The sequence below is a fragment of the Streptomyces tatrensis genome (genome assembly GCF_049310065.1).
GTDB lineage: Bacteria > Actinomycetota > Actinomycetes > Streptomycetales > Streptomycetaceae > Streptomyces.
The window spans coordinates 2388336-2414709 of the sequence record NZ_JBMDLB010000007.1 but is presented as its reverse complement, the minus strand read 5'-3'; the positions used below and the strand labels follow the sequence as shown (position 1 = coordinate 2414709).

The window sequence follows — 26374 nt, the reverse complement described above, 5'->3', positions numbered from 1 at the left end:
GTGGACATCGACATGAGTGCCCTGCGGGGTCTGGTTCGGGAGAAGGAGATTTCCTTCGACCTGCTCGTCGAAGCGATCGAGTCGGCCCTCCTCATCGCGTACCACCGCACCGAGGGAAGCTTCCGGCGCGCACGCGTCGTGCTCGACCGCACCAACGGTCACGTGATCGTGTGGGCGACCGAGGACCCGAGGGACCTGGAAGAGGGCCAGGAGGCCAAAGATTTCGACGACACCCCGTCGGACTTCGGCCGCATCGCCGCGACGACCGCCAAGCAGGTGATCCTCCAGCGTCTGCGCGACGCCGAGGACGACCTGACCTTCGGCGAGTTCCTGGGCCGCGAGGGTGATGTCATCACCGGCGTGGTGCAGCAGGGCAAGGACCCGAAGAACGTCCTCGTCGACATCGGCAAGATGGAGGCCATGCTGCCGGTGCAGGAGCAGGTCCCCGGCGAGGAGTACACGCACGGACTGCGCCTGAAGTCGTACGTCGTGCGGGTGGCGAAGGGTGTCCGCGGTCCGTCCGTGACCCTGTCGCGCACCCACCCGAACCTGGTGAAGAAGCTGTTCTCGCTCGAGGTCCCGGAGATCGCCGACGGCAGCGTCGAGATCTGCGCGATCGCCCGTGAGGCCGGTCACCGCACCAAGATCGCCGTCCGCGCCAACCGCTCCGGCCTCAACCCGAAGGGCGCCTGCATCGGCCCGATGGGCAGCCGCGTGCGCAACGTGATGGCCGAGCTGCACGGTGAGAAGATCGACATCGTCGACTGGTCGGACGACCCGGCGGAGATGGTCGCCAACGCGCTGTCACCCGCCCGGGTGAGCAAGGTCGAGGTCGTGGACTGGGACACCCGGTCCGCGCGGGTGACCGTGCCCGACTACCAGCTGTCGCTGGCCATCGGCAAGGAGGGCCAGAACGCCCGCCTCGCCGCTCGCCTGACCGGCTGGCGCATCGACATCCGTCCCGACACCGAGCAGCCCTCGGACGGGGAGGACCGCGACCGTGGCGGCGACCGCGGCGAGCGCCGCGACGACCGGGGCGACCGCGGCGACCAGGGCAACGACCGCCGGGACGAGCGCCGCGACGACCGTCGCGACGAGCGCCGCGGGGAATAAAACCGCTACCGCCCGGAGCTGTCCGGGCGGTACACAAGAACGGCGGGGGTCGAACAAGGGCCCTGCCCGACGTGCACGGCTGTCCGCCGCCGAGGTTTCGGCGGCCGGACCCGGCACCGGTGATCACGACAACATCCGTTCGATTTTTCGCCCGAAGGGGTGAGGTCGGTGCGGGGAGGTAGACTTAAGCGTGTCTGGCCGGACGCAAGCCCGCGCATGCCCCGAACGCACCTGTGTGGGGTGTCGGGAGCGAGCGGCCAAGAGCGATCTGCTGCGCATCGTGGCGGTCGGTGACAAATGTGTCTCCGATCCTCGCGGTACGCTGCCCGGCCGGGGTGCCTACGTGCACCCCGCCGTGGTCTGCCTCGACCAGGCTGTCCGCCGTAGGGCGTTCTCCCGGGCCTTCAAGTCCGCAGGACCGTTCGACGCGGCGGAGCTGCACAAAGCCCTGGCCGATGAGGCCGAGGCGACACCGTAAGCACGTAGTACGGCACGGATCACCGTGCGGTCAGGTACCTCGCGAGTTGGAAGTAGGTCGAGATTGCGATGAGCACCCCTCGATGAGTACGCGATGAGTACGAGCATGAAGTAGAGACGGTCCGGCGTAACCCGGACCTAAAAGGAGCGAAGTGGCTAAGGTCCGGGTATACGAACTCGCCAAGGAGTTCGGAGTTGAGAGTAAGGTCGTCATGGCCAAGCTCCAGGAACTCGGTGAGTTCGTCCGTTCGGCGTCCTCGACTATCGAGGCGCCGGTCGTACGCAAGTTGACCGATGCTTTGCAGGGCCCCGGCGGCAACGCCGGCAAGTCCGCTGCGAAGCCGGGTGAGCCCCGCAAGGCCGCCCCCGCCAAGCCCGGGGTTCCCACCCCGGGTGCTGTTGCACGTCCCGCTGCCCCGAAGCCCGGCGCCCCGGCCCCCAAGCCGGTCGTTGCCGAGGCCCCGGCCGTCAGCGCCCCCGCCCCGGTGACCCCGACCGCCGCCCCCGGCGGCCCGCGTCCCGGTCCCAAGGCTCCGGCCGCCCCGAAGCCCGCTCCGGCGGCTCCCGTGGCGACCGAGTTCTCCGCGCCCCCGGCGGCTCCGGCCGCCGCGGCCCCGGCGCGCACCGACCGTCCCGCCGGTCCCGGCGCGACCCCCGGTCCGCGTCCGGCGCAGCAGCGCCCCGAGCGTCCGGCGGCCCAGGGCGGCCAGCCCGGCGCCCGTCCCGGCGCCCCGCGTCCGGCCGGTGCCGCTCCGGCGCGCACCGAGCGTCCCGCAGGTCCCGGTGCCTCGGCCCCGCGTCCGCAGGGCGCCCGTCCGGCCGGTCCCCGTCCGGGCAACAACCCGTTCACCTCTGGTGGCTCCACCGGCATGGCGCGCCCGCAGGCGCCCCGTCCGGCCGGCGCTCCCCGTCCCGGTGCCCCCGGCGCCGGTGACCGCCAGGGTGGCGCTCCCCGTCCGCAGGGCGGCCCCGGTGGCGCTCCGCGTCCGCAGGGTGCCGGTGCTGGTCGTCCGACCCCGGGCGGCATGCCGCGTCCGCAGGGCGGCGCCCCGCGTCCCGGTGGTGCTCCCGGTGGTAACCGTCCCAACCCGGGCATGATGCCGCAGCGTCCCGCTGCCGGTGGTCCCGGTCCCCGTCCCGGTGGCGGCCCCGGTGGCCGTGGTCCCGGTGCCGGTGGTCCCCGTCCCGGCGGCGCCGGTGGCGCGGGTCGTCCCGCGGGCGGCGGCTTCGCCGGTCGTCCGGCCGGTCCGGGCTCGCGTCCGGGTGGTGGCGGCGGCTTCGGCGGTCCCCGTCCCGGTGGTGGCGGCTTCGGCGGCGGTCCGGCTGGTGCCGGTGGCGGCGGTCGTCCCGGCTTCGCCGGGCGTCCCGGTGGTCCCAATGCCCGTGGTGGCACGCAGGGTGCCTTCGGCCGTCCCGGTGGTCCCGCGCGTCGTGGACGCAAGTCCAAGCGCCAGCGTCGCCAGGAGTACGAGGCCATGCAGGCCCCGTCGGTCGGCGGCATCATGCTGCCGCGCGGTCACGGCGAGACCGTTCGCCTGTCGCGCGGTGCCTCCCTCACCGACTTCGCGGAGAAGATCAACGCCAACCCGGCGTCGCTCGTCGCCGTGATGATGAACCTCGGCGAGATGGTCACCGCCACGCAGTCCGTCTCCGACGAGACCCTCGAAATGCTGGCCGGCGAGATGAACTACGTCGTTCAGATCGTCAGCCCGGAGGAAGAGGACCGCGAGCTCCTCGAGGGCTTCGACATCGAGTTCGGCGAGGACGAGGGCGGCGAGGAATTCCTCATGCCGCGTCCGCCGGTCGTGACCGTCATGGGTCACGTCGACCACGGTAAGACCCGACTGCTCGACGCCATCCGCAAGACGAACGTCGTTGCGGGCGAGGCCGGTGGCATCACGCAGCACATCGGTGCGTACCAGGTCGGTACCGAGGTCAACGGTGAAGAGCGCAAGATCACCTTCATCGACACCCCGGGTCACGAGGCGTTCACCGCCATGCGTGCCCGTGGTGCCAAGTCGACCGACATCGCGATCCTCGTGGTCGCGGCCAACGACGGCGTGATGCCGCAGACGATCGAGGCGCTCAACCACGCCCAGGCCGCCGGCGTTCCGATCGTCGTCGCGGTCAACAAGATCGACGTCGAGGGTGCGGACCCGGTCAAGGTGCGCGGTCAGCTCACCGAGTTCGGTCTGGTCGCCGAGGAGTACGGCGGCGACACGATGTTCGTCGACATCTCCGCCAAGCAGGGTCTGAACATCGACTCCCTGCTCGAGGCCGTCGTCCTCACCGCCGACGCCTCGCTCGACCTGCGCGCCAACCCGGAGCAGGACGCTCAGGGTATTGCGATCGAGTCCCACCTCGACCGCGGCCGCGGTGCCGTTGCCACCGTCCTCGTCCAGCGCGGTACCCTCCGCGTCGGCGACACGATGGTCGTGGGCGACGCCTACGGCCGAGTGCGCGCCATGCTCGACGACAAGGGCAACAACGTCGAGGAAGCGGGTCCCGCGACCCCCGTCCTGGTCCTGGGTCTCACCAACGTCCCCGGCGCCGGCGACAACTTCCTCGTCGTCGACGAGGACCGCACCGCCCGTCAGATCGCCGAGAAGCGTGCTGCGCGTGAGCGCAACGCCAACTTCGCCAAGCGCGTCCGCCGGGTGTCCCTGGAAGACCTCGACTCGGTCCTCAAGGCCGGTCTGGTCCAGGAACTCAACCTCATCATCAAGGGCGACGCGTCCGGTGCGGTCGAGGCTCTCGAGTCCTCGCTGCTCCAGCTCGACGTCGGTGAAGAGGTCGACATCCGTGTCCTGCACCGCGGTGTGGGTGCGGTCACCGAGTCCGACATCAACCTGGCGATGGGCTCCGACGCCATCGTCATCGGCTACAACGTCCGTGCGGCCGGCCGTGCCGCGCAGATGGCGGAGCGCGAGGGTGTCGACGTCCGCTACTACTCGGTGATCTACCAGGCCATCGAGGAGATCGAGGCGGCTCTCAAGGGCCTCCTCAAGCCGGAGTACGAAGAGGTCGAGCTCGGTACGGCGGAGGTCCGCGAGGTCTTCCGCTCGTCCAAGCTGGGCAACATCGCCGGTGTCCTCATCCGGTCCGGCGAGGTCAAGCGCAACACCAAGGCGCGGCTCCTGCGCGATGGCAAGGTCATCGCCGAGAGCCTCACCATCTCCGGTCTGCGCCGCTTCAAGGACGACGTCACCGAGATCCGCGAAGGCTTCGAGGGCGGTATCAACCTCGGTAACTTCAACGACATCAAGATCGACGACGTCATCGCGACGTACGAGATGCGCGAGAAGCCCCGCGCGTAAGCGCGAGGCGGTTCGCACCGTGTCGTAGGCAGCTGTAACACCGGGGCCGGTCGGCGGAATATCCGTCGATCGGCCCCGGCCGTTGCGTGTACGGTTCTGATGACCCTGCCGCGCGACGGCCGGCAGGCCACCGAACCCGCACCGGCGGGATATCCGGAACTGCATGTACGTGGGGACTCTGTCCTTCGATCTGCTCCTCGGCGACGTTCACTCGCTGAAGGAGAAACGCTCCGTCGTCCGGCCCATCGTGGCCGAGCTCCAGCGCAAGTTCTCTGTGAGCGCGGCTGAAGTGGGCGACCAGGACCTGCACCGCAGGGCCCTCATAGGGGTCGCTCTGGTGAGTGGGGACACGGGGTTCCTCTCGGATGTACTGGACCGCTGCGAGCGGCTGGTCGCGGCACGTCCGGAAGTGGAGCTGCTGTCGGTACGGCGACGGCTCCACGGTGATGAAGACTGACCGCAAGACTTGAGAAGGAGACGGACCAGTGGCCGACAATGCGCGGGCGAAGAAGCTGGCGGACCTCATCCGGGAGGTGGTGGCCGAGAAGCTGCAGCGCGGCGTCAAGGACCCCCGCCTCGGTACGCACGTGACCATCACGGACACCAGGGTCACCGGCGACCTGCGGGAGGCCACGGTCTTCTACACGGTGTACGGCGACGACGAGGCGCGGGTCAGCGCGGCAGCGGGCCTGGAGAGCGCCAAGGGCGTACTGCGCTCCGCGGTCGGCCGGGCGGCGCAGACCAAGTTCACGCCGACCCTGACGTTCGTGGCGGACGCCCTTCCGGAGACCGCCAAGAGCATCGAGGACCTCCTCGAGAAGGCGCGGACCTCCGACGCCCAGGTGCGCGAGGTCTCCTCGGGCGCTCAGTACGCCGGCGAAGCCGACCCGTACAAGAAGCCCGACGAGGACGAAGACGACGCCGACGGCTCTGACGAAGACGGGGACGCATCCGCGTAATGAGCACCAACGCAGGGAAGGCTCCGGACGGCCTGATCATCGTCGACAAGCCGTCCGGATTCACTTCGCACGACGTGGTCGCCAAGATGCGCGGGATCGCCAAGACCCGCCGCGTCGGCCACGCCGGCACGCTCGACCCGATGGCGACGGGCGTGCTGGTCCTGGGCGTCGAGAAGGCCACCAAGCTCCTCGGCCACCTCGCGCTCACGGAGAAGGAGTACCTCGGCACCATCCGGCTGGGCCAGAACACCCTGACGGACGACGCCGAGGGCGAGATCACCTCGTCCACGGACGCCTCCGGGGTCACCCGCGAGGGCGTGGACGCCGGTATCGCCAAGTTGTCCGGCCCGATCATGCAGGTCCCGTCCAAGGTCAGCGCCATCAAGATCAAGGGCGTGCGCTCCTACAAGCGCGCCCGCGACGGCGAGGACTTCGAGATCCCGGCCCGCCCGGTGACGATCTCCTCGTTCCAGGTGTACGACATGCGGGAGGCGGAGGCCGAGGACGGCACCAAGGTCGTCGACCTCGTCGTCTCCGTGGTCTGCTCCAGCGGTACGTACATCCGCGCGATCGCGCGGGACCTCGGCGCCGACCTCGGCGTCGGCGGGCACCTCACGGCGCTGCGGCGCACGCGGGTGGGCCCGTACAAGATCGACCGGGCGCGCACGCTCGACCAGCTCCAGGAGGAGCTGACCGTCATGCCGATCGGCGACGCGGCGGCTGCCGCGTTCCCGCGCTGGGAGCTCGACGCCCGGCGGGCGTCGCTGCTGGCGAACGGCGTGCGGATCGACATGCCGGACGAGTACGAGCCCGGCAAGGCGGTCGCGGTCTACGGGCCGGGCGGGCAGCTGCTCGGGCTCGTGGAGAGCAAGGGCGGCAAGGCGAAATCGCTCGCCGTCTTCGCGTGATCCGTTCCCTCGGTGCTGTTGACCGGCCGGCCTTCGGGCCGGCCGGTTTTCGTTCGACGTGGAGCGGTGAGCGCACACGGACTGCTGCTCACCGCTCCACGACCCCCCTCGGGTAGCTCTCTATCCATCCGGACCCCCTTATTCACCCGTCCGAGCAGGCGCTCGGAGTGAATGGAGGGAGCGTAAGGGGGCGCTTTCGCCACGCGTGCTGTTCCCGCTGATCTTCACCTGCCTACGGTCGTGCCTACGGGGCACGCGCGGCGGGGAGTGGTGCGGTGACGGCGGAACTGATCAGGATCTGCGATCTCGCCGGGCGGCCGCGGGGGAGCGGGTTCGTCGCGGACGACCGCGGGACGGTGCTCACCAGCCACGAGGCCGTGGACGGACTGGCCCGGGTGGCCCTGCACGGGCCGGCGCCGGGGGAGCGGACCTGGCTGGCGGGTGCCTCGGACGTGACCGCCCTGCCGGAGCTGGGGCTGGCGCTCGTACGCAGTGACGGGCTCGGGGTACGGCCGCTGCCGGTCGCTCCGCGGGGGGTGATCGATCCCGGGACGTACGTACGGCTGTCCGCACGGGGCTGGCGCCAGGCACGGGTGCTCGGCGCCGCCGAGGCCACCTACACGGCGACGGACCGCTTCCACCAGCTCCCGGCCGCGCTGGAACTGGCCATCGGGACCGACGGGCGCGACGCGCTGCGGCTCGGCGGGGAAGCCTGCGGGGGCCCGGTGCTGGATGCCGCGACCGGAGCGGTGCTCGCGGTCCTGTGCACCGCTCTGCAGGCGGAGCACCGCTCCGGGGGCTTCGCCGTGCCCCTCGCGGCCGCGGCCGCCGCCGATCCGGGCGGGCCCCTCGCCGCGCTGCTGGAACGCAACGCCGCCACCGTGCCGGGCTACGGAACCGACCTGAACCTCGCCGGAGCCCTGCAGCTCACCGGCACCACACGGGGCGCGGCCCTCGCCGCCGCCGGCGGACCGGAGCCGGTGGACCGCCCGGCGATCGCCGCCGAACTCGACGCCTTCACCGCCGGGGACCGCCCGGTCCTCGCCCTCGTCGGCCGACCCGGCACCGGCCGCAGCACCGCCCTCGCCGCCCTGGCGGTCCGCCGCGCCCGCGGCCCCCGCCCGGCCCCGACCCTCTGGCTGCGCGGCGCCGACCTGCGGGCCGAGGACACCTCGCTGGCCGACGCCGTGGCGCGGGCGCTGACGGAGGCGGCCCGGATCCTGGAGGTGCCCGCCGCCGCTCCGGGGCCGCACCCGGCGTCGGCGCTGCCCGCGCTCGTGGCTTCGGCCGGGCGGGCGCTGCTCGTGGTCCTGGACGGGCCCGAGGAGATGCCGCCGCGGCTCGCGGGGCGGGCCGGGCCGTGGAGCGGGGCCACCGCCGCCTGGCTCGCCGCGAGCGGGGCCCGGCTGGTCGTGGCGGCCCGCCCCGAGCACTGGGAGGCGGCCGGGCGGCTCTTCCCACCGCGGATGCTCCATACCCCGGCCCGGCCGGCCCGGCGGCTGCCGCCCGCGGTCCCGGTCGGCGACCTGACCCCGGAGGAAGCGGAGGCGGCCCGGGCCCGGCTGGGGATCCCGGCCGGGGCCGTCGCCGCAGCGGACGCCCGGCACCCGCTCACGCTGCGGCTGCTCGCGGAACTCCGCGCGGCCGGGGTCACCGCGGGCCGTCCGTCGCGCGACGAGGTGTTCGCCGCGCACCTGGACCTGCTGTGCCTGCGCGTGGCCGTCCGGGTGTCGGCCGCGCTCCCGCAGCCCCGTGGACCGGGCGGGGCCGCGGACCCGGGCGGGGCCGGCGGGGTGGACGCGGCCGGGGTGGACAGGGCGGTGGTGGCCATGGCGGGGCCGGACACGGCCGGGCCCGACACGGCCGCGGTGTACGGGCCCGGGGTGCACGGGCCCGGGGCGGGCCGGCTGGCCGCGCGGGTGGCCGGGCGGGTGCACGAAGCGGCCCGGCGGTGTCTGGGGCCGGGCCGGGGACAGGTGGACCGGGCCTCCTTCGAGGAACTGTTCCCCTGGCGGTCGGGGTGGGCCTCCGCGGTGCTCGCCGAGGGGTTGCTGGTGCCCGCCGGGGAGGGCTACCGCTTCGCCCACGAGGAGTTCGCCGACTGGGTGCAGGCCGCCCACCTGGACCTCCCCGCCGCCCTGGACACCCTGGGCCGGGACGTGCCCCGCCACCGCATCGGGCCCGTCCTGGAGGCCCTGCGCCTGCTTCCGCCCGGGGAGCGGGCCGCGGTACTGGAACGGCTCGTGGCCCTGCTCGGCGAGGACACCGGCCCCGAAACCCGCTGGTGGGCCGCCCGCCTCGTCGGTGAAACCCTGCTCGGGGTTCCCGACGCCACGCCCTTCCTCCCGGTCCTGCACGCCCTGACCGAGCACCTGGCCCGGCCCGCGCCGGGTGGGGCGCCCGAACCGGGGCCGTCCCCGGCCGCCCCGACGCCGGCGGCACCGCCACCCGCGGCCCCGGCGCCGGCCGGTTCCGCTACCTACGCCGGCGCCCTGGGGCGCACGGGCCCGGCGGACACCACCGCGTGGGTGAGTCCCTCTGGGCACCCGCGGATCCCCGCCCAGGGCGGAGCGCCGGCGGCCGGTGGGCCCGGCAGGCAGGCCGGCCGGCTCTGCCCCGAGGCGGCTGCCGGTGCCCCCGCCAGCGTCGGCGGCACGGGGACCGGCGGCCCGCCCGAGCCCGGTCAGGGCCGGGAGGACGAGGGGGAGGAGGGGGAGTTCGGGGCGTGGTTCTGGACCCGGGTGCGGGTAGCCGAGGAGGACCGGTTCGAGTTGCTGCGGCGGCTGGTGCCCCACGACCACCGCCTCCTCGACGCCGCCGCCCGGCGGCTGGTCCGGGCGCCGCAGCTCGTGCAGCCGCTTCTCTGCGGCTGGTTCCGCGACGAGCGGCGGCTCCTCGGGCGGCCCGGGGCCACCGTCGCCACCGCCGCGCAGGCGCTGCTGCACACCCACCGCGGCCTCGCCGTCGACGACCTCGCCGAGGCGCTCGTCACCGCCGCGCACCCCCGCGCCGACGAGCTGCTCGCCGTACTCGCCGAGGACGAGCCCTCCGCCCTCAGCCGGGCCGTGGACCGCTGGGCCCACGACGAGCGGCCCGGCCGCCGGGTCGCGGCCGCCGCGTACGGGCCGCTCACCGCCCCGCACGTGCGGACCCCCGCCGACCGAGAGCTGCTGCGCTACGCCGCGCAGGCCCTCCTCGCCCGCCCCGCGGACGCCTCCCTGCACGGCAGCGCCCTCGGGATCCTGCTCCGCGACCCCCAGGTACGGGCCCGCTACCTCCCCGACGCCCTCGCTTGCTTCCGCGACCCCGAGCGAAGCGCACGGCTGCCCGCCACCGCGCTGGTCGGCGCGCTCCCCGTGCTGCCCGACCCGGACGCGGTGTTCGCCGTCCTGCGGGAGCGGGCCGACGGGGAGGTGGTGCGCGCGCTGGCCGCGCTGACCACGCCTGGCCTGGCCCGGCGCGCGGCCGAGCTCGTACGGGACCACCTGGCGCGGCACCCGCAGGATGCAGCGCACGCGGCCGAGTTCGTGGACCGGCGGCTCGAACAGGGGCTGGCCGCCGCCCCCGTGCTCCGCCCGCTCGTACGGGACCTCCTGGGCTCCGGTCCGCCCCCGGTACGGGCCGCGCTGGCCGGCGTACTGGCCGCCCCGGGCACGGAGTGCTCGTACACGCTCCGCGGCGAGCTGGCCGAGGCGCTGCTCCGCGAGGAGCTCGACCCGTCGGTGCTCGACACCTTCCTCGGCGCCCTGGCGGCGGGGGCGGCCGCCGGCGCGCCGCCGGACCGTACCCGGGAGCTGCTGCGGCGCACCGGCCGGCAACTGCTGCGGGCACCGGGCGGCCCGGCGGTCTTCGAGCGGCGCACGGTCGAGCTGGCGCGGGCCGTACCGGCCTTCGGCGCACTCGTGGCCTCCTGGCTGGAGCGGGCGCCGCAGGAGGCGGCGGCGCTGCTGGGGCCGAGCGCGCGCCGGACCGTGGAGACCCTCGCTCACAGCGCGTCCCCGCCGCAAGACGCCGATGATGGGCAGCGGGCACGGGCATGGCAGTCTTAGACCTGCAATCGGCAACCAGGACAGGGCCTACAGGGTTCGGGCGAGGAGCGGTCACAGTGCAGCGCTGGCGTGGCTTGGAGGACATCCCCCAGGACTGGGGACGCGGCGTCGTCACCATCGGCTCCTACGACGGCGTCCACCGGGGTCATCAGCTGATCATCGGTCGCGCCGTGGCCAAGGCCCGCGAGCTCGGCGTGCCCTCCGTCGTCGTCACCTTCAGCCCGCACCCGAGCGAGGTCGTCCGCCCCGGCAGCCACCCGCCGATCCTGGCCCCCTACGACCGGCGCGCCGAGCTGATGGCGGGGCTGGGCGTGGACGCGCTGCTGATCCTGCCCTTCACGGCGGAGTTCTCGCAGCTGTCCCCGGCCGACTTCATCGTGAAGGTGCTCGTCGACAAGCTGCACGCGCTGGCGGTCATCGAGGGCCCGAACTTCCGCTTCGGCCACAGGGCCGCCGGGAACGTCGAGTTCCTGCGGCAGCTCGGCGCGACCTACGACTACGAGGTCGAGGTCGTGGACCTGGTGGAGCGCGGCGAGGCGGGCGGCGGCGTGCCGTTCTCCTCCACGCTGGCGCGCAGGCTCGTGGCGCAGGGCGACATGGACGGCGCGGCCGAGATCCTCGGGCGCCCGCACCGGCTCGAGGGCGTCGTGGTGCGCGGTGCGCAGCGCGGGCGCGAGCTCGGCTACCCGACGGCGAACGTGGAGACGCAGCCGCACACCGCGATCCCGGCCGACGGGGTGTACGCGGGCTGGCTGACGGCGGACGGCGAGCGGATGCCGGCGGCGATCTCGGTCGGCACGAACGTGCAGTTCGACGCGACCGAGCGGACCGTGGAGGCGTACGCGATCGACCGGGTCGGCCTCGACCTGTACGGCATGCACGTGGCCGTCGACTTCCTCGCCTACGTGCGCGGGATGGCGAAGTTCGAGTCGCTGGACGGGCTGCTGGAAGCCATCGCGGACGACGTGAAGCGCGCGCGGGTGCTGACGGACGCGTACGACGCGGAGCGCTGACCGGGCTCACGGGCCTGCCGGCTTACGGGCTTACGGACTGACGAGCGGTTGGACAACGGGCGAGGGCCCGTACCGTCCCGGGGATTCCGGGGGCGGTACGGGCCCTCGTGCGCGTGCGGGCTCCGTCAGCCCAGGCGCGGGTCGCGCGGGGGCCCGCCGGGCTGGGGCTGACCGGGCTGCTGGGGCCAGGGCTGACCGGGGGTGGGGTAGGGCTGCTGCCCGTACGGGGCCTGCGGCTGCTGGTGCTGCTGAGGCAGCGGCGGCTGCTGCTGCGGGTAGGGCTGTTGGGGCGGCTGCGGCTGGCCCCAGTGGTTCTGGGGTGCCTGCTGCTGGGCACGGATGAAGTCCTCGGCGACCAGGGCGGAGAGGTTGAAGTAGGCCTCGCGCGTCTTGGGCCGGAGCATGTCGAGGTCGACCTCGGCGCCCGCCGCGAGGTGGTCGTCGAACGGGACCACGACGACACCGCGGCAGCGGGTCTCGAAGTGCCGCACGATGTCCTCGACCTTGATCATCTTGGCGGTCTCGCGGACCCCGGAGATGACGGTGAGGGAGCGCGAGACGAGGTCGGCGTAGCCGTGCGCGGAGAGCCAGTCGAGGGTGGTGCTGGCGCTGCTCGCACCGTCCACCGACGGGGTCGAGATGATGATCAGCTGATCGGCCAGGTCCAGGACCCCGCGCATGGCGGAGTAGAGGAGGCCGGTGCCCGAGTCGGTGAGGATGATCGGGTACTGGCGGCCGAGCGTCTCGATGACGCGGCGGTAGTCCTCGTCGTTGAAGGCCGTCGAGACGGCCGGGTCCACGTCGTTGGCGATGATCTCCAGACCGGAGGGCGCCTGGGAGGTGAACCGGCGGATGTCCATGTACGAGTTCAGGTACGGGATCGCCTGGACCAGGTCCCGGATCGTGGCCCCGGTCTCGCGGCGCACGCGGCGGCCGAGGGTGCCGGCGTCGGGGTTCGCGTCGATGGCCAGGATCTTGTCCTGGCGCTCGGTGGCGAGGGTGGCGCCGAGGGCGGTGGTGGTCGTGGTCTTGCCGACGCCGCCCTTGAGGCTGATGACGGCGATGCGGTAGCAGGACATCACCGGGGTGCGGATCAGCTCCAGCTTGCGGCGCCGTTCCGCTTCGGCCGCCTTGCCGCCGAAGCGGAACAGGCCGCCGCCTCCGGAGGCGTTGTTGCCGCTCTTCGCCTTCTGCTTGCCGCGGAGCAGGCGGTCGGATGACAGCTCGACGGCGGCGGTGTAGCCGAGGGGGGCGCCGCCGGAGGGCTGGGGGGAGCCGTAGCGGGGGTCGTGTCCCTGGGGGCCCTGAGGTCCCTGAGGCCCGTGGGGGCCCGCGGGGCCTTGCTGCCACTGGCCGCCGCGGGGGTCGGCGTATTGCTGCTGTTGCTGCGGTGCGGGCGGGGGGAACCCGTGACCGGGGTCCGGCTGCGGGGGCTGCGGGGCCTGCTGCGCGGGCGGGAATCCGTACCCGGCGTCCGGCGTCCGGGGCTGGGACGGGGGCTGGGGCTGGGGCTGCGCGGGCGGCAGGATGTCGTACCCGGCCCGGGGATCCGCGGATCCGGACAACTCCGATTGCCACTGCGGGAGTTCGGCGCCGGGCGCCGAGCCGGATCCGGTGGATCCCTCGAACGTGTTCGCCGCGCGCGGCGTCGGGACGGCCGTCCCCGCGGGGGGAGTGGGCGTGCGCACGGCAGTGGGCGGGGTGCCGTGCTCCGCGCCGGTCGGCGCGGACGCGTATGGGTCGCTCAACGGGCCCTGATCGGCCGGGGACTCGATGGGCAGGGCGCCGCTCGGATGAGCCGCCGGTGCGGAACCTTCCGTAGCCTCCGCGCCAGAGGGCACCGGTACGTACGACTCGCCGGGGGAGCCCTGCGTGCCCGTCGCGTACGCCGGCTCGGCGGCTGCGGCGGCCTGCGGGGCGGCACCTTCGGCGCGGCCCGGCGCGATGCCGGCCGAGGCCGACGGGGCGGCAGCGTCAGGGGCGGCGTACGACGGCAGTCCGCTGTCGGGGCCGGGCGTGCGGGGCGGGAGGGGGCTGTCCGGGACCGACGGCTGCGCGGCGTCCGGGGCCGGGCTGTAGGCGGGAGCGGGGGTTTGGTGCGCCGACGGGGTCGACGGCTGTGCGGCGTCCGGAGCCGACGTCCGGGGAGCGGAGGTGCCGTCCGGAGCCGACGGGTAGGGCGGCAGGGCGGTGCCCGGGAACGGCGTGTGCGGGGCGGCGCTGTCGGGGGCCGCCGGGTGCGACGGCTGCGCCACGTCCGAGGTCGGCGCGGGGAGCGGGGCGGCGCTCTCCGGTGCCGACGGGTACGAAGGCGGGGCGGTGCTCGGGGCCGACGGGGAGGACGGGGCCGACGGGGAGGACGGGGCCGCAGTGCCCTGGGCCGACGGGTACGCCGGGGCGGGGGTGCCTGCCGCCGGAACGTGCGGGGCGGCCGCGGAGTCCGCGGTCAGGGCCGTGGGTGCGTCGGGGGTGCCCGCGTACGGCACGGACGGCGCCGGGGCCGGTGCGTTCGACGCCGCCCGCGGGGCCGGCGGGGCGATGCGCATCGTCGGAGGGGTCTCCAGGTCCGACGCCGGCGGTCGGTGGGGCTCGAAGCCACTGCCCTCGGGCAGGCCCGGGATCGCGGCTGCCGCCGGAGCCGCGCCCTGCGTGTACCAGGCCGGCGGGGTGTAGTCGATGGTGAACTCGCCCGTCAGCTCGGGCTCCGCGTCGGACTGATCGTCCGTCGGGACGTCCCACGTCCCGCCGCGCCTCTCGTTCCGATCGCCGCTCACTGGTCCTCCTGATCTGTCGAACACTGGTCCGGCGTCCCACCGCGCCACGCCGGCGCCCAGCCTAATCGTGTCCCGTAGCCGGCATCCGCCCCCGTCCGCCCGTACCCGAGGTCGACCACGGGCCGGGAGGCGCCTCCATCCTGCCCATACGGCCGGGCCCCCGGCCAATCCCCGCCTCCCCGGCCACGTCCTCAGGCGGGTCCGGCGGGCCTGCCGGCCGGGGGCTGCGCGTTGAGGGCCGCCGGCGCGTACGGGCCGCCCCAACCCACCCGTTCCCGCTCTGCGGGGCCCCAACCGTCCGCGCTTCCCGGGCTGTTCGGCTCGGTCTGCGAGTGCCAGGTGCGCCGCCCGCATGGCGCGGGTGGGTCGGCCCTGCGGGGCTGAGGTCCCCTACCCACCCTTCCACCGTTCCCTGGGCTCTGCCCGGACCCGGTCCTCAAACGCCGGACGGGCTGAAAGATCCAGCCTCGCCGGCGTTTGAGGCGCGGGGTCTGGGGCGGAGCCCCAGGGGGTCCGGGCGCAGCCCGGGGAACGGTGGAAGGGCGGGTAGGGGACAGCCCCGCAGGGCTCCGCAGCCACAGCCCTGCAGGGCTCCGTGCGGCGGCTACCCGCCCGTCAGCTCCGGATGCCGCCGCCGCAAAACCGCCGGTGGGCGCGGACCCACGCCTCCAGCCCGGTTCGGGCTGTCGGTTCCGGTCCCGTCGGGCCCCGCACTTCCGCTTCTCGCACCGCCGTTACCCGGCCTGGGGGTTCTCGGCTTGCCCGCCGGTGACCTGCTCGATCCCCCGGACCATCAGCAGGCCGGGGCATCCGGCCGCGGAAGCCCCGACTGCCCCGCACGCCCAGACCCGCCCACCCGGCACCCCCGAGCCACGCCCCTCGAACCGGTACCTCCCGAGTGTCCACCCCGCGACCCGGGGTCCCCCGTGAGGCTGAACCTCGCGGCACCCCGAGTCCCGCCGCCCGGCCAGGGCAAGGCAAGGCAAAGCAAGGCCCCCGCTCAGTCGATGCGCCGCGCCGGCCCCAGCAGGCCCGTCTCCCCGTCCGTCGGCTGCGTCATCACGAACTGCCGGTCCCGCTCGGTGCACCACAGCGTGACCCCGTCGCCCAGCGTCGGCAGCGATTCCACCGCCGCCGCGGGCAGCCGCATCAGCCGGCCGAGCTGCTCCGCCTCGTCCGGGGAGACGCGCTGGATGCCGATCAGGGAGGCGTTGCTCACCAGTCGGGGTGCCGCCGGGCTCAGGTACGGGAGCAGGGTCAGGACCGACTGCCAGGGTCCCGCCGCCACCCGGCCCCGCGGCGGTCGCATGCCGCAGTCGCGGATCACCAGCACCGGACTGCCCGCCGACGCGCCCTGCGGAGGCACCCGGCCCACGTCGTGCAGGGTGACGCACTGCTGGCCGCCGCCCGCGGCCTGCGCCAGGCCGGACCACACCTGGCCGCGCCCGGTCTCCACCGTCACCCGCGCGCCCGTGGCGGCCGCTCGCAGGGCCAGGACCTGCGCCGTCCACAGGCCGCCGATCAGCGTGACCTCGTACGGTGTCGGCCGGTTGACGCCGAGGACCGCCGGGCGGCCCGCCGAGTCCACGCCGATGACGACTCCGTCGTCCCCGACGGGCAGTGCGAGCGCGTCCAGCTCCGCCGCCTGGACCACGTGCCGCTCCCGGCGCGGTCCGACCAGCCCGAAGCCGCCCCGCACCGAGCCCGTTCCCGAGCCCGATCCGGATCCCGATCGAGAGCCCCTCATCGTGCTCCTCCCAGCGGCAGCGACGCCAGCAGCCCCGGCACCTGCTCCCGGTCCAGCCGAACCAGCCCGGCCTTGATTCCCCGAGCCGTCTGTTCCAGTCCGCGCCGTGCGGTGACCAGTTCCTCGTCGCTGCGCCCGGTGACCCGTACGTGCCCGGTCAGCGTCACCTCGTGCCGCGCGGCCGGGGTCATCGTCAGGCTGAAGTTCGTCGCCAGCGCCGGCAGTGAGGTCAACAGCGCGACGAACTGCGGCAGTCCGGCCCCGCTCCCGCCCAACTGGGGCCAGCGGCTGATCCAGTACGTGGTGTGCTGCCGGTCGTCGCAGCGCCAGGTCCGTGAAGTCTCCTCGGTGCGGCGCCCCGTGGCCGCCGACCGCCCCGCCTGGGTGATCGCCATCGGGTTCGCACACGAGGAAGTGGCCAGCGCGCCCGTCAGCTCCTGCTCCGTGAGGACCGTCGCACGGAACCCGGCCCCCGCGAGCCTGCTCGCCAACTGGTCCGCGACCCGCACCAGACACCGCTGCGCCCCCGGCAGCCCGCCCCCGCGCGCGGTGACCGCGTCGGGGCACAGCTCCGGATCCAGCTTGAGCGCGATCCACGTGAGGCGCACCGCCGGGCTCCCGGTCAGGGCCTGGAGCGGGGCGTAGTTGCGCGCGGCCATCGACTGGGCCGGCAGGTGCGGCGCCGGCGCCGGCTGGGTGTGCTGCACGAGCTGCGCCGACTCCAGCCGGATGCCGTCCACTTCGAGGACGTCCCGTACGAGGGCCAGCGGCAGCGGCCGCGCCGCCCGGTCGGGCCGCAGCGCGGTGGCGTCCATGTCGACCTGGACCACCGCGGTCAGGAAGGTGCCGTCGCCGACCATCCCGACGGGCCGCCGGTCACGGTCCCGCTCCCGTTCGCTGAACGTGAGCGTTCGCAACGCCGAATCGGCCTCGACGAGGGGAGCCAGCCCGGGCTCCGTGCCGGCCGGTACCGCGGTGGCGGCGGCCCGGCGGCGGCGTGCGCGCAGTGCCAGCGCGCCGCCGATCCACTCGGGCAGCGAGCGCCGGTGCCTGCGTACGACCGCGAGCAGGACGAGGATCAGGGCGAGCGCACCGGCCGGCGCCAGCAGGAGCGGCTCCACGACCCAGGCGGCCAACAGGGCCGCCGCGGCGACCTGGAGGAGTACGAGCTGTTGCAATCGGAACGGTCCGAAGCGGCCCGGACCGGACTTCGGGTGCGGCGTCACTCCGGCGCGCTCGGGTGCGGGCGCCCCGGTCCGCGGCCTCACGGCAGTGGCCATCACTCGCGCACCTCATCTTTCCGGGGTTCGTACCCCTGAGCCCCGGCAGCACGCGCGACAGCCGGCCGCTCGCTCCCGGAATCTCCCCAATCCGCCCCAACACCCCTGTTTCCCCCGGCCCGGAAGGCGTGGAGCGGCTGCCTCAGCCTACCCGGCCCCCATCCACCCTCCGTCAAGAGGCATAGTAGGTGGCCGGTCGGACAACAGAGGCCCGGAGACCGTACCCGGCGACCGGGCCGTGCGGGGAGAATCAGGCGGCCATGGCCTCACGACGTGACGAGCTCAACGCGTACACCTTTGCGAAGCGACGCACGGTGGCCGCGTTCCTTCAGCCTTCCGCGAGCGGGTCCGAGGAAGGCGCTCCGAGACCGCTGCGCGCCGTCCTGCCCAGTGTCATCACCGCGGCGCTCGTCCTCGCGGCCTTCGGCGCGTGGGGGATGTTCAAGCCGACGGCCCCCAAGGGGTGGGACGCCCCCGGCGACCACGTCATCGTCGGCAAGGACTCGACGACCCGCTACGTCGTCCTGACCACCAAGGTCGACGGCAAGGACCAGACCCGTCTGCACCCGGTGCTCAACCTCGCCTCCGCGCGATTGTTGCTCGACCCGAACAAGGCCAAGGTCGTCCAGGTCGCGGACAAGGTGCTGGACGCGGGCAAGATCCCGCGCGGCCCCATCATCGGCATCCCGTACGCCCCCGACCGGCTGCCCTCACCGGCGGATGCGGGCAAGGCCAAGCGCTGGGCGGTCTGCCAGCAGCCCGGCGGCAACGGCAAGGGCGTGCAGACGGCCGCCTTCGTCCTCGCCGACCGCGAGGCGAAGCTGATGGACGACGGGCGCCGGCTCTCCGAAACCCAGGCGCTGTACGTCCAGAGCACCGGCCCGGGCAGGGCCCGCTACCTCGTCGACTCGGCGGGCTCGAAGTACAAGTTCCCCGAGGGCACCGCGGACGCGCGCACGATGACCAACGCGCTCGTCGGCGGCAGCGCCGTCCCGCAGCCGGTCACCGAGGAGTGGCTGGCCACCCTGCGCTCCGGCGACGACCTGGCCTTCCCCGAGCTGCCGGGCGGCAAGGCCGGGGCGGCCGCCGGGGTCAAGGGCCTCGCCAGCAGGGACGACAAGGTCGGCATGGTCCTGAAGGCCGTGACCGGTTCCGGTACGCAGCACTACGTGGTGCTGCCCGGCAAGGTCGTCCAGGTGTCCGACTTCACCGCCTGGCTGATGATCTCCTCGCCCGCGACCGACCGGCTCGACATGCACGGCAAGGCCCACGAGGTGGACCTCCAGTCCATCAACCCGGAGCGCACCCCCTTCAAGGGCGGCACGAAGTGGCCGCAGAAGAAGACCGACCGGATCAACGCGGTCCGCGGCGGCGCCTCCACGTCCGGTGCGGACGGCCGCCGCGACACCGTCTGCAGCGTGCTGCGCTCGGTCGACGCCCAGGGCGGCCAGACCCTGAGCACCTGGGCCGGCACCGGATTCCCCGTCGACATCACCGCGAGCGGCACGAGCGCCTACGTCACCCCCGGCACCGGCCTGCTCTACACCCAGACGCAGGGCCGCCAGACCACCGCGGGCGGCGCGCTCTTCCTGGTCACCGACACCGGCCTGCGGTACGCCGTCCAGGCCAACGGCGACAGCGACGCGGACCAGCCCTCACCCGGAGCGAGCGCGAGCACCGACCCGGGCGGAAGCACCGGCCAGAGCGGGCCGGTCACCTCCGACGGCCGCCCCGCGCCGAGCCAGGCCCAGGCCCGGCTCGGATACGAGAAGGTGGTCCCGGTGACGGTGCCCATCGCGTGGTCGGAGTTCCTCTCCAAGGGGCCCCGCCTCGACAGCAACTCCGCCCGCCAGCCCCAGGGTTCGTAGTGCGGAGCGCAACGGGCAAGCCCGCCCTCGCCGCCCTGCTCGCGGCCGCCGCCCTCACGCTGGGGGCCGCGCCGCAGCCCTCGTACGCCCAGCCCTCGTACCCGCAGCCCTCGTACCCGCAGCTCCCGGCCCCCCAGCCCTCATACGCGCTGGGTCTCGCGGGCGCCGGCGAGTGCACCTTCCCGATGAAGAAGCAGATAGAGGACCGCCCCTGGGCGCTCCAGCGGCTGCTGCTCGACGAGCTCTGGGCGGATACCAAGGGCCGCTCCAAGGACGGCAAGAGCGTCCGCGTGGCCGTCATCGACACCGGCGTCGACCGGGTCAACCCGCAGCTCAGCGACGCCCTCGACATCGGGGCCGGCCGCGACTTCCTCGACGCCAAGGGCGACGGCACCGGGGACACCGTCGGGCACGGCACCAAGGTCGCCGGGCTGATCGCGGCCCGCCCGAAGGCCGGTACCGGCTTCGTCGGGCTCGCCCCCGAGGCCACGATCATCCCCATCCGGCAGAACGACGGGCAGGGCAACGGCAACGCCGAGACCCTGAGCGAGGCCATCACGCACGCCGTGGCCAAGGGCGCCCAGGTCATCAACATCTCGCAGGACACCGAGGCGCCGATGACCCGGAACTCCAAGCTCGGCCAGGCCGTCGAGAAGGCCGTGGAGGCCAACGTGGTCGTCGTCGCCTCGGCGGGCAACGACGGCCTGACCGGGAAGAAGCGCGCCACCTACCCGGCGGCCTTTCCCGGCGTCCTCGCCGTGGGCTCCTCGGACCGCAACAACGAGCGCGCCGCCTTCTCCCAGCCCGGCACCTTCGTAGGCATCGCGGCGCCCGGGGTCGACATGGTCTCCACCGTCCCCGGCTTCGGCCAGTGCGTGGACAACGGCACCAGCTTCTCCGCCCCCTACGTCGCAGGGGTCGCCGCCCTGCTGCGCGCCAAACATCCCGAGTGGACCGCGCAGGAGGTGATCTGGCAGCTCCAGAACACCGCCGAGCGATCCGTGAAGGGCCACGACGACTTCGTGGGCTGGGGCGTGGTCGACCCGGTCCGCGCGCTCACCCAGTCCGCCGTGGGCGCCGAGCCCCCCAAGGCTCCGGTGGCGGACCCCGGACCGCCCCCCGCGGCGGCCCCGGAGGCGGCCGTGATGCACACGAGCGAGACGGCGCGCGAACGCGACGAGCGGCTCGGCACGTACGCGCTGGGGATCGGCGGCGTGCTCATCGCCGTGATCGCCGGGACCGCGACGGTGGTCCGGGATGCCCGGAACAGAAGGCGCCGTTTGCAGTGAACGGTCACGGTTCATCAACAGATCCCAAAGGGCTGTGTTGGGTCGGGCCGATCAACTGACTACAGTGTTCGGAGGCTTCACGACTGTGATCGGGGATTGTGCGTGAAGCGGAGGGGGATCCGGGGGCGCGTGGCTGAAAACCGCCCTCTCGTAGCACCGCTCCGCCGCGCGATCCGCCGGTTCTGTCTGGCGAATTGAGAGATGAGGAGCTTCGGATGACCAACAATTTCGGACTCGCTGATGACCCGGTAAAGCAGGCACTGAACAAGATTTCGGAGACGGCCGACAGCGTCACGCGGCAGTCCCGGGAGCTGGCGGACATCCTCGCCACCGTCAGCGCGGGCTGGACCGGTGTGGGTGCGTCGGGGTTCACCTCCGCGCAGACGGTCGTCAACGAGGACCACGACGAGATCCGCCGGCTGCTCGGCGTCCTGCACAACGCGGTCGGTCAGACCAAGAACCTGAGCAACGCGCAGGACGACGACGTCGTCACGGCGTTCCAGTCGGTCAAGGCCGGCAGCGGCGGGGGCAACACCTCGGCCCTGAACGGGATCTGACCCGCTTCCCCACCCACCTGCACAGCCCCGTGCGAAGGAGACGAGCATGACCGCGAACAACGGGCACACCAAGGTCCAGTACGAGAGCGTCCAGGTGATGGCGGACCGCATCCGCATCGTCTCGGACAACATCAAGAAGGACCTCGACGAGATGGGTGCGGCCCTGACGGTCGTCACCGACACCTGGGACGGCGAGGCGCACGCCCAGTACGTCGAGCTGCAGCGCAAGTACAACGCCAAGGCCGACCACATGCGCGCCCAGCTGCGCCTCGTCGCGGACCTCATCGAGCGCGGCAAGAACGACTACCGCGCCACCGACGTGAAGGCCTCGCGCCTGTTCACCGAGGCCTACTGAGCCGGACGGCGTGCCACGCGGCACGTGACATGAGGAAGGGGCGCGCCCGCACCGGGCGCGCCCCTTCCTCTGTCCGCGGAGGCCGTACGGTCCCTAGGGCCTGTCGTCACACTCACGCCTGCCGCGCGGCGCCTGGCACGCGCTCTCGCCGCACCGGGCGAAAGCCCACGTACGTCCAGTACGGGGGCTTCCGCCCGGCACGCCGAGAGCACGCACCAGACGCCGCGCGGCCGCCCTTCGGGCGACGACGGGAGTGTGACGACAGGCCCTAGCGCGGACCCCGGTCGAGATCGAACTCCCCGTCCCTGGCGCCGAGTACGAACGCCTCCCACTCGGCCGCGGTGTAGCGCAGCACCGTGTCCCGGTCCAGCGAGGACCGCATCGCCACCGCGCCCTCGGGCAGCCGGGCGATCTCGACCCGCTCCTCGTCGGGAGAGGTGCCGGGCGGGCCCTCCCACTCGACGCCGCTGATGTCGAGCCCGTACAGCTCGTCCTTCTCCTGCTGAGTGCCCATGCGCGGCCTCTCCCTCGGTGGTGCGGTCCCTGCCGATTATCGATGCCGGCCGGCCGGGCGCGGGAGGCTTTCCGGAACCCTCCCGGATCCCCGGCCTCCGCGCGCCCGTCGGCGTCCCGCCCTACAGCCCCGGCATCCGCCCGATCTGGATCAGCGAGGTCCCGCGCTTGCGCGAGACGAAGGAGGCCCGGCCCGGGGGCATGGGGCGCGGCCGCGCGTTGCCGACCAGATCGCCCTCGGACGGGTCGCCGGACAGGACGACGCCCTGTGCGCCCAGCTCCTTGATCCGCTGCATGAACGGCTCGTACAGCGAGCGTGAGGCACCCGCCGAGCTGCGCGCGATGATGAAGCGCACGCCCGTGTCCCGGGCGAACGGCAGGAACTCCACCAGCTGCGCCAGCGGATTGCCCTGACTCGTGGCCACCAGGTCGAAGTCGTCGATGATGATGAACACGTCCGGGCCCGTCCACCAGCTGCGGTCGCGCAGCTGCTGCGGAGTGACGTCCTGCGGCGGCTGACGGCGGGCGAACACCCCGGCCAGCGCCTCCATGTGCATCTGCAGGGAGCTCGCCATCGGCGCGTACTCCAGCAGGTGCTCCTCGGGCAGTGCGCCGAGCAGGCCGCGCCGGTAGTCGCCGACCACCAGCCGTGCCCGGTCAGGGCCGTAGCGCTCCGCGATCCGCTGCGAGATGAGCCGCAGCAGGTTGGTCTTGCCCGACTCGCTCTCGCCGAACACCAGCAGGAAGGGGTCGGTCTCGAAGTCGACGAACACCGGCTCCAGCTCGGTCTCGTCGATGCCGATCGCGATCCCGCGCTCCGGGTACTCCCCGCCCTTGGGGAGCTGGTCCGCGTGGAGCAGCCGCGGCAGCAGCCGTACGCCGGGGGCCGCCTGGCCCGTCCAGTTCTGCTTCACGGCGTCCACGAAGGCGGTCGTGGCCTCCGAGAGGTCGTCCGCCGCGTGCGAGCCGTCGACCCGCGGCAGCGCGCCCAGGAAGTGCAGCTTCTCCGCGACCTGGCCGCGGCCCGGCATCCCCGTCGGGACGTTCGCCGCGACCTTGCGGTCGAACTCGGAGTCCATGACATCGCCGAGGCGCAGCTCCAGCCGGCTGAGGATCTGGTCCTTCAGCGCAGCCCGGACCTCCATGTACCGGGCGACCGTGATCACCACGTGGATGCCGTATCCCAGTCCGCGGGACGCGATGTCCGTGACGACCTGCTCCAGGGCCTCGTACTCGCCCCGGAAGCCGCCCCAGCCGTCGACGACCAGGAACACGTCGCCCCAGGCCTCCCCGGGCAGCTCGCCCGCGGCCCGCCGGCGCCGGTAGGTGCCGATCGAGTCGATGTTGTTCGCGCGGAAGAACTCCTCGCGCCGGCGCAGCACCCCGGCCACCTCCGCGACCGTGCGCCGCACCCGCTCCGGGTCCAGCCGGGAGGCGATCCCGCCCACGTGCGGCAGTTCGGCCAGCGAGGACAGACCGCCGCCGCCGAAGTCCAGCCCGTAGAACTGCACCTCGCGCGGGGTGTGCGTCAGCGCGAAGGAGGAGATCAGCGTCCGCATCAGCGTGGACTTGCCCGACTGGGGACCGCCGACCACCATCATGTGGCCCGCCGCACCCGAGAAGTCCCGGTACAGCACCTCGCGCCGCTGCTCGAACGGCTTGTCGATGAGCCCGAGCGGCACGACCAGCCCGCCCGGCCGCGTGTACCCCTCCGCGTGCAGCCCGCGCTCCGCCGAAGGCGCCAGCGCCGGCAGCAGCTGGTCCAGCGGCGGAGCCTGGTCCAGCGGCGGCAGCCACACCTGGTGCGCCGGCACCCCCTGACCCTCCAGCCGTCCCACGATCACGTCCAGCACCGTGTCCGCCAGCGCGTCGTCCCCCGCCCGCGCCTCCTGCTCCGCCCGCGCCGACAGGTACGCCGGGTCCGGAGCCGCGTACACCACCGGCACCGGCGCCGCCGTGAACAGCACGGGCCGCCGCTCCACCGGGAACAGCCCGACCGACAGGTCCGGCCCGCCGGAGCGGTAGGTCCCCGAGACGTACGCCGCCTTGAAGCGCGTCATCTCGTCCGTACCGAACTTCAGGTAGCCCGAACCGGGCACCGACGGCAGGTGATAGGCGTCCGGCACGCCGATCGCGGTGCGCGACTCCGCCGCCGAGAAGGTCCGCAGACCGATCCGGTACGACAGGTACGTTTCCAGCCCGCGCAGCTTGCCCTCCTCCAGCCGCTGCGAGGCCAGCAGCAGGTGCACGCCCAGCGACCGGCCGATGCGGCCGATCTGGATGAACATGTCGATGAAGTCCGGCTTCGCGGTCAGCAGCTCGGAGAACTCGTCGATGACCAGCACCAGCGAGGCCAGCGGCTCCAGCGGAGCACCCGCCGCGCGGGCCTTCTCGTAGTCGTGGACGTTCGCGTAATTGCCCGCCGACCGCAGCAGCTCCTGACGGCGCTGCAGCTCACCGCGGATCGAGTCGCCCATGCGGTCCACGAGCGTGAGGTCGTCCGCCAGGTTGGTGATGACCGCCGCGACGTGCGGCATCTGCCCCATCCCGGTGAAGGTCGCACCGCCCTTGAAGTCGGCGAGTACGAAGTTCAGCGTCTCCGAGGTGTGCGTGACGGCCAGCCCCAGCACCAGCGTGCGCAGCAGCTCCGACTTGCCCGAACCGGTCGCGCCCACGCACAGCCCGTGCGGGCCCATGCCCTCCTGCGCGGCCTCCTTCAGGTCCAGCATCACGGGGGAGCCGTCCTCGCCCACCCCGATCGGCACGCGCAGCCGCTCGCCGGCCGAGCGCGGCCGCCAGGTCCGGGCCACGTCCACGGCGGCCGCGTCGCCCAGGTTCAGCAGGTCGGTGAAGTCCAGATTGGCCAGCAGCGGCTCGTCCTCGTCCCCGCCGCCCGTGCGCAGCGGCGCCAGCTGCCGGGCCAGCGCCTCGGCCGCCGGCAGCGACAGGACGTCCGGCAGACCCTCGTAGGCGATGCCCGCACCCGACTCCAGCCGCAGCCGGCCCGGCCGCACCACGACCGACAGCCCGCCGCGCGCCTCGTCCAGCTCGCCCGCCACCACCTCGACGACGGTGACCCCCTGCAGACCCTCGGCCGCGGCGAACACCGAGTCCGGCGGCACCAGACCGCCGCGGGAACCCGAGTCCAGTACGAGGACCACGTGCGGCTGGTCCAGCACCGGGGAGCCCTCCCGGCTGAACCGGGGCCGCCCCTCCAGCCGGGAACCGAGCAGCCCTTCCAGCTCGGCGAGGTCGTCGCCGAACAGCCGCTTCGTGCCGGCCCCGTCGATCTGACCCGGAACCTGGGTGTGCGGCAGCCACTTCACCCAGTCCCACTCCGCCACCGCGCCCGGCGCCGCCACCACGGCCACCATCAGGTCCTCGGGGGAGTGCAGCGTCGCCAGTTGCGCCACCAGAGCCCGCGCGGTGCCCCGCGCCGACTCCGGCTCGCCGGAGACCGTCACGTGGTAGAACGCCCGCAACGACACCGCCATCGGCAGCCCGTCCAGCGAGGAATGCACCCGCAGGAACCGCTGCATGGCGCCGGCCGCCAGCGGCTCCAGCTCGTCCACCGGAGCGGTGTCCGGAGCCACCAGCGGGGTCGCCAGACGCTGCGCGCCCAGCCCCAGCCGGGCCTGCCCGAAGTCCGCGTCGCCGACCCGCCGCTCCCACAGGCGCGAGCCCTCGGCCACCACCGACCACAACTGCTCCGGAGCCGGGTGCAGATACAGCTGCGCGTCACGCTGGGCCCGCGCGGTCCTGCGTACCTGACGGCGGGTTTGAGCCAGGTACTTGAGGTAGTCCCGCCGGATATCGGCCATTTGCCCCTGCGTACCGCGCCGGTGCCGCATCAACTGGGCCACCAGCATGCCCACCGTCGACACCATCATCAGCACGCCCATGATGCGCATGAACGGCGCGGCACCCGGCATGAAGAAGAAGACGGCGGACGAGCCCATCCCGAGCATCGGGAGGAGCTGCATCAGCACGCCCTCCTGCTGCCCCCGGGGGAGTTCCGGCGGTGCCTCCAGGCGCAGTTCGTCCGAAGGCACTTCGGGCGGCAGCGACCGGGGCGGACGTTTGACGACGATCTGGCTCACCGGAGCATCAATCCCTCGAAAACAGACGGGACGTCGCAACCGGCGCCCTCAAGTC

The 26374-nt window shown here is 73.5% G+C and carries 17 protein-coding genes; 12 read left to right on the top strand and 5 right to left on the bottom strand.

The features are described 5' to 3' along the window. The 8 genes from nusA (at position 1) to ACODT5_RS14085 (ending at position 11836) form a co-directional block, all read left to right on the top strand. Positions 1-1113: a transcription termination factor NusA gene (gene nusA / locus ACODT5_RS14120; RefSeq protein WP_422519497.1), complete on the top strand. Its 1113-nt coding sequence runs from the start codon at positions 1-3 to the stop codon at positions 1111-1113. Between the two features lie 190 nt (positions 1114-1303). Beyond that, positions 1304-1591: a YlxR family protein gene (locus ACODT5_RS14115; protein ID WP_422519496.1), complete on the top strand. Its 288-nt coding sequence runs from the start codon at positions 1304-1306 to the stop codon at positions 1589-1591. A gap of 151 nt (positions 1592-1742) precedes the next feature. Beyond that, positions 1743-4907 (top strand): translation initiation factor IF-2, encoded by a 3165-nt coding sequence (infB, locus tag ACODT5_RS14110; RefSeq protein ID WP_422519495.1) that lies wholly within the window; start codon positions 1743-1745, stop codon positions 4905-4907. 163 nt (positions 4908-5070) lie between these two features. Beyond that, positions 5071-5364: a DUF503 domain-containing protein gene (locus tag ACODT5_RS14105; protein ID WP_330298868.1), complete on the top strand. Its 294-nt coding sequence runs from the start codon at positions 5071-5073 to the stop codon at positions 5362-5364. Positions 5365-5392: 28 nt separating this feature from the next. After that, positions 5393-5866, top strand: a complete 474-nt coding sequence (gene rbfA, locus ACODT5_RS14100) for a 30S ribosome-binding factor RbfA (protein ID WP_422519494.1) — start codon at positions 5393-5395, stop codon at positions 5864-5866. After that, positions 5866-6774, top strand: a complete 909-nt coding sequence (gene truB, locus ACODT5_RS14095; protein ID WP_422519493.1) for a tRNA pseudouridine(55) synthase TruB — start codon at positions 5866-5868, stop codon at positions 6772-6774. The genes rbfA and truB overlap by 1 nt, the downstream gene beginning before the upstream one ends. A gap of 275 nt (positions 6775-7049) precedes the next feature. Continuing rightward, positions 7050-10823 carry a trypsin-like peptidase domain-containing protein gene (locus ACODT5_RS14090; protein ID WP_422519492.1) on the top strand — a complete coding sequence of 1258 codons (3774 nt, stop codon included), beginning with the start codon at positions 7050-7052 and terminating at the stop codon, positions 10821-10823. 56 nt (positions 10824-10879) lie between these two features. After that, positions 10880-11836: a bifunctional riboflavin kinase/FAD synthetase gene (locus ACODT5_RS14085; RefSeq protein ID WP_422519491.1), complete on the top strand. Its 957-nt coding sequence runs from the start codon at positions 10880-10882 to the stop codon at positions 11834-11836. Between the two features lie 125 nt (positions 11837-11961). Here ACODT5_RS14085 and ACODT5_RS14080 read toward each other — a convergent pair whose 3' ends face one another. From ACODT5_RS14080 to eccE, 3 genes are all read right to left on the bottom strand, one after another. Continuing rightward, the gene (locus ACODT5_RS14080; RefSeq protein ID WP_422519490.1) at positions 11962-14610 is read right to left on the bottom strand and encodes an SCO5717 family growth-regulating ATPase; all 2649 of its coding nucleotides are present in this window, start codon (positions 14608-14610) and stop codon (positions 11962-11964) included. A 1000-nt stretch (positions 14611-15610) separates the two neighbouring features. Beyond that, on the bottom strand, positions 15611-16357 hold the full coding sequence (locus tag ACODT5_RS14075) for a hypothetical protein (RefSeq protein ID WP_422519489.1): 747 nt from the start codon (positions 16355-16357) through the stop codon (positions 15611-15613). Continuing rightward, positions 16354-17637 carry a type VII secretion protein EccE gene (eccE, locus tag ACODT5_RS14070; RefSeq protein ID WP_422519488.1) on the bottom strand — a complete coding sequence of 428 codons (1284 nt, stop codon included), beginning with the start codon at positions 17635-17637 and terminating at the stop codon, positions 16354-16356. The genes ACODT5_RS14075 and eccE overlap by 4 nt, the downstream gene beginning before the upstream one ends. 260 nt (positions 17638-17897) lie before the next feature. Here eccE and eccB point away from each other — a divergent pair, with 260 nt between their 5' ends. The 4 genes from eccB (at position 17898) to ACODT5_RS14050 (ending at position 21706) form a co-directional block, all read left to right on the top strand. Continuing rightward, a complete protein-coding gene (gene eccB, locus ACODT5_RS14065) occupies positions 17898-19505 on the top strand; it encodes a type VII secretion protein EccB (RefSeq protein WP_422519487.1) in 1608 nt (535 codons plus the stop codon). Beyond that, a complete protein-coding gene (mycP, locus tag ACODT5_RS14060) occupies positions 19505-20794 on the top strand; it encodes a type VII secretion-associated serine protease mycosin (protein WP_422519486.1) in 1290 nt (429 codons plus the stop codon). Before eccB ends, mycP begins: the two co-directional genes overlap by 1 nt. Before the next feature lie 215 nt (positions 20795-21009). Beyond that, a complete protein-coding gene (locus ACODT5_RS14055; RefSeq protein WP_422519485.1) occupies positions 21010-21351 on the top strand; it encodes a WXG100 family type VII secretion target in 342 nt (113 codons plus the stop codon). Between the two features lie 46 nt (positions 21352-21397). Further along, positions 21398-21706, top strand: a complete 309-nt coding sequence (locus tag ACODT5_RS14050; RefSeq protein ID WP_385370522.1) for a WXG100 family type VII secretion target — start codon at positions 21398-21400, stop codon at positions 21704-21706. 268 nt (positions 21707-21974) lie between these two features. On the opposite strand, the gene ACODT5_RS14045 is transcribed toward ACODT5_RS14050, so the two are convergent. Both ACODT5_RS14045 and eccCa read right to left on the bottom strand, forming a co-directional pair. After that, the gene (locus tag ACODT5_RS14045; protein ID WP_243337515.1) at positions 21975-22220 is read right to left on the bottom strand and encodes a DUF397 domain-containing protein; all 246 of its coding nucleotides are present in this window, start codon (positions 22218-22220) and stop codon (positions 21975-21977) included. A gap of 121 nt (positions 22221-22341) precedes the next feature. Further along, on the bottom strand, positions 22342-26319 hold the full coding sequence (gene eccCa, locus ACODT5_RS14040; protein ID WP_422519484.1) for a type VII secretion protein EccCa: 3978 nt from the start codon (positions 26317-26319) through the stop codon (positions 22342-22344). Positions 26320-26374 lie beyond the last annotated feature (55 nt).